Genomic DNA, 10,061 nt, shown 5'->3' on the forward strand with positions numbered 1-10,061 from the left:
TCCACGCCCCGACCCCGCGAGACGCGCCAGACCCGCGAGAGAGGAGCGCCATGCCCGAGTCCCTGAAGGAGTCCCGACGCCCGCTCTGGTTCACCGGACAACTCGTCGGACCGGAAGACCTCGGCCAGTGGAACACCTGGTCGCTCGCCCGCAAGCGCCGCCACCACCGGCTGCTGCACGGCTGGGGGCTGGTCTTCGGCGCGGACGTGACGGCGGCGAAGACCCCGGAGAACGTCCCGGTTCCCGGCACGGTGGACGTCTCGTCGGGGTTCGCCCTGTCCCCGCAGGGTGACGAGATCGCGATCGACGGCCCGGTACGCGTGGACGTGCGGACCAGGTCCCCCGTCGGGCCAGCTGGCCCTCTGGACCCGAACCACTGGTACTTCCTCGCCGCGCGCTACGCCGAGACCCCCGATGACGCGCGCGAGCCGACCTGCACCAGCGAGGGCTTCGCGCTGGGGCTGCTGGACACCCTGCGGAGATCTACACGACCCAGCCCCCCAGCGGGCGGGGCCAGCGGGCAGCCCCCGCCGGTCGAGACCGCCGAACCGTGGGTCGTCCTCGCCGGGGTCAAGGTGACGGCGGCCGGCGGTGTGACGCTTGGCTATGTCGATGAGTGAGGGAGGCGTTTGTTAGCGCTTGTGGGAGGCGGTCTTGACCGACCTTGTGGATGTTGCTTTGTTTTGACGGCGGCTGAGGTCTTGTGATGGGACGCTGCGTGTGCTTCTCCCATTGGGGGCTCCAAGCGCCTGCCCCGGCGCATCCGCACGCTAATCCCTCCCGGCACTAACGCGCTCGGACAGGCCGCCACCTGGCTGGACCCTCAGCGGGGACAGAGCGGCCGACCAAGCCTGAGAGCATCAGGCCGCACAAGCTTGCGACATCAAAACTCATCGATGTTGATCATTCGACCCCGTCCTATGCGCCTCCCGAAAGTCTCGACAAACGACTCCCCAAGAAGTTGTCACAGCCATGACGCTGGACGCGGAGCACCGGCGGTACGTTCCGCAGCTCGGGCCGTGGGCGCCCTCGGGCCCGTCCCCGCCACCGGTTACGCGAGGAGGGCCGGGCGGTGACGCGAACCGAGGACGACCTGTTCCCGCAGACTCCCGGCGTCGGGCAGCCCACGAGCAGGGGAATGATGAACGTTTGCCTCCCCCAGGACAGCGTGATCTCGAGCTGAAGTGCTCGGGAAGCAAGGCCCCCGACCGGATCCTGACCACCACCCTGGGCCGCCGGCGATCAACCCCAACTCCGCCAACGGCCCGGACGGCGACCCGGAGACCATCGCCGTGCTGCGATTGAACGCGCAAACCGGGTGCCGGCCCGTCCTTCGTCGACGGGACCGAATTGACCAAGGCCGAGCGCGCACTCGTCAAGAACGACAAGTTCCACCCATGAACATGACTTTCTGTCAAGAGTGGGGGGCAGCAACGGACATCGCCCGGTGTACCAGCGGCTGTGCGGCCACCAGCACCGCGCTGTTTCAGCCGATGGCCGCCCACGGTCCCGCGAAGGGGGTTGGCGCGTTGCCAGCCGGCTGGATCACGACGGGCAGCGAGGCCTGGCCCGTGGAGTTGGTGGCGAAGCGCAAGGCGGATGTGCTCAGCCCCACGTTGGACGCTTCGGCCGCGCCCGTCGAGTGGCAGGCGTGCCCCAGAGCGGGAGCGTTCAGCGCGTTGAAGACCATGGCGACCCAGTACCAGCCGGGCGGGAGGGCAGCGGAAAGGGACGTCGTCTTCAGCCCTGCGGAGGTGATGGATTGGTCCACGTTCGCGCTGCGGATCCGGTGTCCAAAGGAGTCGTACAAGCCGATTTCGTTCTGTCCCGTGGTAGCGCCGGAACCCGCTTCAGTGACCCACCAGTGGACGTTCGCCATCGTCGCCCGATTACGTACGTAAACCTTGGACAAGTAAATCTTTCGCTTACCCACCACGGTACCGGCGGAAACCAGCGCAGGGTCGTAGGCCCACGAGATGAGTGCGTGGTCCTGGGGCTGATCGCCGGCAGTCTGGATCGGGTACGACTGGGGAAATGCGGTCGAGCGCGCCGTGTACGAGGTGTACGGCCGGTATTGGACCCGCGTGTTGATGAAGGCCGGGTCCATTGCGCCATCATCCTGAACATTGATGGCGTTATCGATGATGATCCCGCCCAAACAGGTGAACGCTCTCACGCCGGAGGCCAGTCGGATACCGGTCTCCACCGCCTCGATGTACGGCGCGATGACGGTGCAGTCGTGGCCGCCGGAGGCGACGTCGATACCGATCGATCCGTCCCTCTCGATGTCGACGCGGTCCAGCTCGACGGCGTGGCTGTTGACGTACACCATGATGGTGTTGGTATTGTCGCCGATCAATCGGCAGTTTCGCACCACGTTCGAGTTGGATGCACTGTCGAAGGAGATGCACCGGGCACCCTCACCCATTGCGGTGATCCCACAGTTCTGCACCAGGTTGTAGTAGGTGCCCTCGGCGTGGAAGACGATGCCTCTGTTCGGGTTCCGTCCCGGGCCGCCGATCTGCAGGTTGTCGAAGATTCCGTTAACGAAGTACGACGCGTCAATGGCCGTCCCCGCTCCGGAAACGGAGGACTGGAGCATCAGGTCCCGGATGACCCCGTGCCGCCGCAGCGTGTCGGCCATTTTGATGGCTGGTGAAACACTGACGCCGTTGAATCGCAGGGTCGTAGCCGAGCGAGACGCTCCCTGGATGATGATTCCGTTGCGATCGAACAACACGGGGGTGTCGATCGTCCAGGTTCCCGCCGGGATCAGGACGGTGCCGCCCGAGGGGGGCAGCGCGGCGATGGCCTCGTTGAGAGCGGTGCCCGCATCGGCCGTTCGTGACGGCGGCAGGACATTCATGCCGGGTAGCATCCCCATACCCCGAGTGTTCCGTACCTCTCCAACCCGACGGCACCGTCGGGGCGCGAGCCGTCACGCGAATGGCGCATTCGAAGGGGCCAATCGGCGCGCAATCGCCTCCCGGGCCCTTCTCCTCCCCACATTGCCCCCCACGGCCTTCCATGATGAGGCGATGCCCGACCTCATGCCCGACCCCGTTGCCCTAGGTAGCCATCGGCCCGCACAACTCGTGACGTCCGATGACGACGGCCTGATCTACGCCGTCTGCCCTACCACCGCCACGGTGTGCGTGATCGACACGGTCCAAGGCCGCCTCAAAGCGAAGACCATCGAATGCCCGAACCTCGGACGGTTCGGCGCGCTGTCTCCGTACGGACCTCGCCTCTACGTCAGCACCGGGAACGGCGTGACGATCATCGACACCCAGAAGATGGCCGTCGCCAAGACCATCCGGCTCCCCGGGGAAGCCGACGCGATCGTCTTCGACCCGTTCAAGGAGCGCGCCTACGTGGCGCTCAAAAGCGACCTCGGAATCGCCTTGATCGACACGGTGGGCGAAGTCGTGAAATCCACCATCCCGATCGGCATCTGGCCGTCGTATCTGGCTGCGTCCCCCGCCGGGGACCGGGTCTACGCACTCGGAGGCACCAGGGTGGCGGTGCTTGACACGGCACTGCTCACCCCCGTGGGCGTCCCCTTTACCGTGGGCGCCTTGGTGCTCACCAGTATCGACCTCGGCCCTGACGGACGTCAGCTTTACGTGGGGTCGACCTTCCCGTCCAAGCTGGTCGTGGTCGACACGGACACGCTCACGCCGAAGTCGTCCGTCCCAGTGAACGTGTCGCGCATGGTTGCGGAGCGTCAAAGTGATCGCCTCTACGTCGCCGGCCGTGGATTCATCACCGTTTTCGACACCCGCGACATGTCCGTGCTCCGTGAATTCCCCAGGTACGCCGCGACCCTCACCCTGAGTCGGAACGACGCACGGCTGTACGCCTCGTCCGTGTCCAACGGAGAAAACGTCGTGTACCCCTTCCGTACCCGCTCCTACCGCGTGGCCCTCGCGCCGAAGCCCGCCGGGGTGGCCATGGACCCTGAGGGACGGTACCTCTGGCTCCCCCGTACGGTGGGGAACAAGGTCTCCGTACTCAGTGCCCCGGACTTCAAGGTGCTCACGGGGGTGCGCCTGCGGGCGCTGGTGGCTCCGGGGCCCGGTCGATACGTCTACGCGGGGGACACCGCTTCGGGCCGCGTGCACGTGATCGACACAAGGACGGACGATGTCCTGCACGTCATCGAACTCGGCGGTGTCTACGGACTCACGGCAGATCCCGGCGGAAGCCACGTCTACGTCATTGGGCCCGACAAGCTGTCCGTGATCGACACCACGAACCACAAGATGACCACGTCGGTCGGCGTCACCCCCTCCACGCGGGAAGATCGGTCCGTCGCCACGGACGGTGTGCGTCTCTACGTCAGCAATCCCGAGGCCGGAACGCTCTCCGTGTTCAAGACCGCCGGTCTCGCACCGCAGGGAATGCCCGTCCCGTTGGGCGACACACCGCTTCGTACGGCGGTGACCTCGGACGGCAAGGCTCTGTACGTCACGCACGAGGAAGCGGACAAGGTGAGCGTCCTCGCAACCAACACCTTGAACGCCGTGGCGTTCGTCAACCTCATCAGGCCGTTCCCGGCCGTGACCGCTGCCGGGAACGGTCGCGTCTACATCAGCCATTCAACGGATCAGCTGTCCGTCGTCCAGTCCGGCGTGCCGGTTGGGGACCCGATCAGCGTGCCGACCGGGGCGCACAGCATGACGCTCAGTAAGAGCGGGGACAGGCTTTACGTCGGTGGCTACAACGGGTACGTGGTTGTCCTGGACGCCGCGCTCCAGCACGAGGTAGCCAGGGTGGTGGTCGGCCGCTACCCGGTGGCGCTCGCGGCTGCCTCGACCGGCCGGGTCTACGTCGCCAGGACCGACGCGGTCCTGGCCGTCGAACCGGAGCCGCGCACGATCACCGTGGGGACACGGCCGATGTTCGTCGGCCTGGCCCCGGAGACCTCACGCGCCTACGTGACGAACGCCGGTGCCGGTACCGTCTCGGTGATCGACACGGTCACGCGTTCCCTGGTCGGCCAGCCCTTGGAGGTCGGAGGCGAGCCGACCGGCGTGGCCGCAGCCCCTGGAGGACAGCGCCTGTATGTCGCCGATGGGTTCAACGGATCGGTGGCCGTCGTCAACACGGGGACGGGAAAGGTCCTCAAGCGCATGCCCAACCTGGGCTGGCTGCTACTTGGGCTAGCAGCCTCGCCCGACGGCTCGTTCCTCTACGCGGCAGACGCCGAGGCGGAGAAAGTCCTGGTCATCGACCTCCTGAAGGGCAAGGTGACCGCCACCGTCGACGTGCCGAACCCCTTCGACCTCGCCGTGACCCGTGACGGGCACCGCCTCCTCGTCACCCTTCCGGGGAAACGCACCTTTGCCATCATCGACACCGGCACCTTGGAGCCAAGCACACCCCTGTTCGATCTGGAGGTCGCCCCCCACGGCATCTGCCTCAGCCCGGACGAGCGGCGCGCCTACGTCACGGACCCCGTCACGCAGACATTGTCGGTGGTGGAGCTGTGACCGACGGTGCCGATGGCACCCTCACGGTCCACAGACGATCCGGAAGTGGCGGAGGACCGCCTGGTCCGTGACCTTGTCGCTCGCGTCGGTCGTCTTGGTGGCTCTGGCGACGATGAAGTAGCGGTACTTCTGGTTTTCGACGCGCGCCAGTGCCGGGTCAGTTACCTCGGCCTGGGCGTCTTCGAATCCGAAGGAGACCTTCATCGCGTTCGCCTCCGTGGGAACGATCACTTCGGCAAGGGTCACCGCCTGGCCTTCCTCGGAGTCCTTGATCTCCTTACGGGTGAGCGTGACGGTCAACCTCTGGTTCTTCGATTTCACGCCCGAGACCTTCAGCTTGGAGATGAGGCTGTTCTCGGGAAGCACCACGCTCATCATCCCCGCGCTGGTCACGCCTACCCCGGGCATCGGCAGTCCATCGAACGCCTCCTTCTTCCGCGTGCCGGCGACCCCCCCGTCGTGCAACCAGGAGCTACGGACGTCGGTCACTGCCACCAAGCTCGGCGCAAGCGTGAGCGTCAACGGCTGGGCGGCCGGCGTCGGCTGCGATGCCGCCGCCTTGGGCACGAACCGCCGCTGAGCCGTGTCCAGCGTGACGGTGCCCGACCTAGCCACCTTGACACCGGCCACGACAACCCAGGGCTCAGCCGTCACCGGTGGCGGGGGGTGGTCCCCGGTGGGTGTGGGGAGGGTGTAAACGCTGGGAAGGGTGTCCAGCAGGCCCAGCCGGAAGCACTCGAACGCCCGGGTGTGCTCGCACCCCTCCGTGCCCTCGTCGCATCCCTTCGGTACTTCGCCGCGCAGTTGCTCGTCATAGCTCACGGCGAGGAAGTACCAGTGGGCCGGGTCCAGGGGACCGGCCCCACCAGCTGGTCCGAGCCCGCGCACGTCGACGCGGACCGGAGCGTCGAGGGCGATCTCATCACCCTGAGGTGACAGAACGAGTCCAGGAGAGACCTCCACGGTCCCGGGGATCGGCGCCCCTTGCGTTGTCTTGGCCACCTTGGCTTCGGTTCCGAACACGAGCCCCCAACCGTGCATTACCCGGTTGTGCCGACGCATCCGTTCGATGGCCCACCTGTTCCACTGGTCCAGGTCCGCGGCTCCGACGACCTGATGGGTGAACCACAGGGGACGCTCGCGAGCCGCCTCATCCTCCGTCATGCCGTTCCTCCCCGTCGTGACTGTCCTGCTCGGTCGCCGGACCCCCGGCCTGGCGATGTCCTGGTGGTGCTGTGCGCAGCTCCACGACCACGTGCGCCGGCCTCTCCCGTTCCGCCACCCTGCGTACGGCGTCCACCGCGTGAGCGTGCTCGGCGGGACCGGCACCTGGACACGGTGTGCCACCAACCCGCGGCCGGAGACGGCCACGCGCACGTCCGCGAGGCGGGGGCGCACGACCGTCGCCGACCAACTCGACCGCCACCCACAGGTCGGGGGCAACCTCCGCCGGAACGGCGAGGACGGGCCGTCGAGGCAGTCCAGCGGACCCGCACGCCAGCGGTCGGGCGCCGTCGGTGTCGTCTCGCAGCCCCGCTACGGGAGATTCCACCTAGCCGTCTGTTGGCGGGTGTCCCTATCACCCCACCAATGCCACACCCTTAGGCGGAAGCGGTCACGGCGCCACACCGCTGGGCGCGCACAGACTGAGCCGCGAAGGTGGTCTCCCGCCCGAGGAACAGAGAGGCAGTAGCCACAGACTCGGCCGAGCCATCACACCACGAACGCGTCGCCCGCGCCCTGCACTGGTCCGGCTGGCGTTGCTGCCACCAGCCCCTCGCCCGCGCCTGCCACCGAGCCCGCAACGCGACCATCCGACCGCCGCCACCTGGGCAGACCCGAACTACAGCACCCTCAAGGATCTACAGCTGAAGGTCAGACCCCAGCCGACCCGCTGCGCCCCGGCAGGCCCCGGTGGCGGGGGTGGGTCAGCAGGTTTCGTTGTCCTTGACCGCGTGGAGGGTCACGAGGATTTCGACGCGCTCGGTGCCGGGGGCCGGGTCCTGTGTGCAGACGGTCCATTCGTTGTCCAGGATCTGCAGGCGGTCCTGGCCGCTTTGGTCTTGGTCGATGAAGTACCGGAATCCGTACACCTTGGCGATCTCCTGGGCCAGGTCCAGGTCCATGCCGACCATGTCGGGCAGTTCGGCCGTCTCGGTGCTGGCGGGATCTGCTGACGCGGCCTCGGCTGCCTTCCGGGCGAACTGCTCGCGGTTGTCGTCGTTGTGCTTCATCGTCTCGTCGAACGCCTTCTCGGCCTCCGACCGCGTCTCGGTCGGCGACGGGCTCGGAGACACTTTCGCCGACGCGCTCTTTCCGGGCGCGGCCTTGTCGTCGCCGCAGGCGGTGAGAAGCAGGCCAGAGGTGAGTGCGGCGGCCGTGGCGGCAGTGCGGATGATGCGGTTCATGATCCCCCCACGGGATGTGTGACGAGTCTTCAGGGCTTGGGCCGCCGCGCCCGTATGGGGGTCCGGGGCGCGGTGGCAGGGGTGGGGCAGGTTTCGGTGTCGTTGACTGCGTACAGGACCACGGACGTGTCTGCCGGAGCCCGTGGGCGGGCTTCATAGGGCTGCCCTCGTCGTGCCGTTGGCCTCTGGCTGCGTGGCGCCGGCGGTGTCGGCGGTGTCGGCATCTCCGAATCGGGTTGAGAAGGTGAGCGACCGCAACCCGGGCAGGGGTTGCCTTCATTTCGTCTTGTTGGCGGGGCGGTCGATTGCGACCATGGCTGTATCGGCGAGGTCTGCTACGAGGATCCGAGCTACGCCGAGCGGCAATGTCAGTGCGTCAGCTATCTCGGAGATGGACTTCGGCTCTTGGCACAGACGGCAGATGCGTTGGTGTTCGGGGAGCAGGCCGGCCATCTTGACCGCAGCCATCATTGTGGTGCTGACCACAGCATCAGCGGGCAGTTGGTACCGCGGTCGAGGCCTGGAAGGACCGAGAGCATACGGGCGAATGAGCGGAGCCTCGCCATCTGCGTCGGCCGAGGGACGGTGCGGAAGATCGTGCTTTCCTGCACCGTAGGACCGGAACATGGGGTCATCGTCGTCGTTCTCGTCGTCTTCTTCGGGTATGGCGAACCCGTACCCGATGAGGTGGCGGTCGCTGGTTTGCCCTCGGTGCGGATGGGTGCCGTCGGGGGATGATCCGGTCGGCTCCTGACTTCGTCGGTGAGCGTCCGCGGTGTAGGCCAGGAGCTTTTCGGTGGGCTTGCCCATCCTTCTGAGGGCATCGTGCAGGGTCGCTACGTCGCCCAGAGGGCGTTCGCGAACGGCGACCTGAAGGATCCACACAGCGTCCTGATGGCTGGCGACTGCCAGAACCTGCGGTACTTCGGTCAGCGGTCGGAGGCGTCCCACAGCTGCAAGCACCTGATAGGCATCGGAATCACAGCCCTCCTCCCGCAACTCGGATACGACGTGCAGTAGCTCGTCGACCGGTCGTGTTTCCCCGACCGCTGTCAGGAGCTGGTGGGCGTCGACGTGACGCTCATGCGCCCGGAGCTCGGTGAGAAGTATGGGCATGTCGGTGGGATCGCGGAGGCAGCCGGTGGCCACTAGGAGCTGATCAGCATCGGTGCTGTGACCGGAGTCGCGAAGTGCTGCCACCGTGGCCAGCACGTCGGCGCAGACCAGTTCCAGCGCTGCTCGGTACAGGATCTGCGTGGCGTCGATGTCCGCCGCGTACGCGGCTTTGACTCTTTTCACGGTGTCGTGCGACGCGGGCGTGACCCCTGAGTTGTTCGCCTGGCTTCCGCTGGTAGTGGGGTTGTCCGCTGAGTTGTCCAGGTGTAGTTCGTCGGCCAAGCGCTCCAGGCGGTCGGCGCCGTCGTCCAGGTGCCGGGCGGCCTTGGCCAGGGCGTCGTCAATATCATCGGCAGGAGCATCGAGTGTCTCCTGGACCAGCGAGGGCGGCGCAGGTACCTCTTCGGTGCCGGGGGACTGTCCGCGCAGGCGTTCCAGTTCTTCGGTCAGCGCCCGGACTTGTTCAGTTGCCTCTTCGGCGAGCCTGTCGGCTTTGTGCCGTTCGTTGCGGGCCCGTTCGAGTTCGGACTCGGCGGTTGTCCGTTGTTGTTCACTGCGTGCGAGGCGCTGTCGTACTTGCGATGCATGGTCGGGGACAGAGGTGTGCAGGCTGCGATCTCTCGGTTTCGGCACAGCGGGGTGGGAGACAGTGGGGTTTGGGTCTGTTGTTGCTGGTCGGTGGCGGTTCCGGGGCTGTGAGGTCACTGTCCTGAAGGTGAGAGATCTGTGAGGCATTGCTGTCTTGGGGCGTTATCGCGTGAGGGGTGATGCTGTCTCAGTTTCGTGAGTTCTGATCCGCTGGCCGGTGGGTGTTGGTGTGCTCGGGGGTGTGGATCAGACAGAGCAGGACCCGGACCTGGAAGGGGCGGGTGGTGGTTCGGGTGGGGCTTTGCCGGTTGTGTCGGTTCGGGCGTTGCGGGGGCCTGTGGTGCGCCGTCTGCTGGCCCTGCGGCGGGAGGGGAAGCTCACCACTGGGCGGGTGAGGTCGGCGGCGGACGTGTTGGGGGTGCGGGAGCGTGCGGTGTGGCGGTGGCTGGCTGCC

General features: G+C 66.8%; 5 protein-coding genes and 1 pseudogene. 2 read left to right on the forward strand and 4 right to left on the reverse strand.

All coding sequences use genetic code 11. The features are described 5' to 3' along the window. Nucleotides 1–50: 50 nt before the first annotated feature. Nucleotides 51–620, forward strand: coding sequence for a hypothetical protein (locus ABT342_RS33320; RefSeq protein ID WP_351582074.1), 570 nt, complete (start codon nt 51–53; stop codon nt 618–620). Between the two features lie 866 nt (nt 621–1,486). Here the strand turns inward: ABT342_RS33320 and ABT342_RS33325 are convergent. Then, the gene (locus ABT342_RS33325) at nt 1,487–2,866 is read right to left on the reverse strand and encodes a right-handed parallel beta-helix repeat-containing protein (protein WP_351582076.1); all 1,380 of its coding nucleotides are present in this window, start codon (nt 2,864–2,866) and stop codon (nt 1,487–1,489) included. Between the two features lie 229 nt (nt 2,867–3,095). On the opposite strand from ABT342_RS33325, the gene ABT342_RS33330 reads away from it, so the two are divergent. After that, a complete protein-coding gene (locus ABT342_RS33330; protein ID WP_351582078.1) occupies nt 3,096–5,495 on the forward strand; it encodes a YncE family protein in 2,400 nt (799 codons plus the stop codon). Between the two features lie 21 nt (nt 5,496–5,516). On the opposite strand, the gene ABT342_RS33335 is transcribed toward ABT342_RS33330, so the two are convergent. From ABT342_RS33335 to ABT342_RS33345, 3 genes and pseudogenes are all read right to left on the reverse strand, one after another. Further along, entirely contained in the window at nt 5,517–6,824 is a 1,308-nt protein-coding gene (locus ABT342_RS33335) for a hypothetical protein (RefSeq protein WP_351582080.1), read from the reverse strand. A 599-nt stretch (nt 6,825–7,423) separates the two neighbouring features. Further along, nucleotides 7,424–7,903: a PASTA domain-containing protein gene (locus ABT342_RS33340; RefSeq protein WP_351582082.1), complete on the reverse strand. Its 480-nt coding sequence runs from the start codon at nt 7,901–7,903 to the stop codon at nt 7,424–7,426. A 294-nt stretch (nt 7,904–8,197) separates the two neighbouring features. Further along, nucleotides 8,198–8,530: pseudogene (locus ABT342_RS33345) on the reverse strand (DUF742 domain-containing protein); the annotation flags it as partial. Nucleotides 8,531–10,061 lie beyond the last annotated feature (1,531 nt).

Origin of the sequence: Streptomyces sp. NPDC000410 (assembly GCF_040300305.1) — a bacterium.
Taxonomy (GTDB): Bacteria; Actinomycetota; Actinomycetes; order Streptomycetales; family Streptomycetaceae; genus Streptomyces.

Excerpts from the sequence above, each read along its gene's own strand:
- ABT342_RS33320 (WP_351582074.1), top strand. The coding sequence starts at position 51 with ATGCCCGAGTCCCTGAAGGAGTCCCGACGCCCGCTCTGGTTCACCGGA.
- ABT342_RS33340 (WP_351582082.1), bottom strand. The coding sequence starts at position 7,903 with ATGAACCGCATCATCCGCACTGCCGCCACGGCCGCCGCACTCACCTCT.
- ABT342_RS33325 (WP_351582076.1), bottom strand. The coding sequence starts at position 2,866 with ATGAATGTCCTGCCGCCGTCACGAACGGCCGATGCGGGCACCGCTCTC.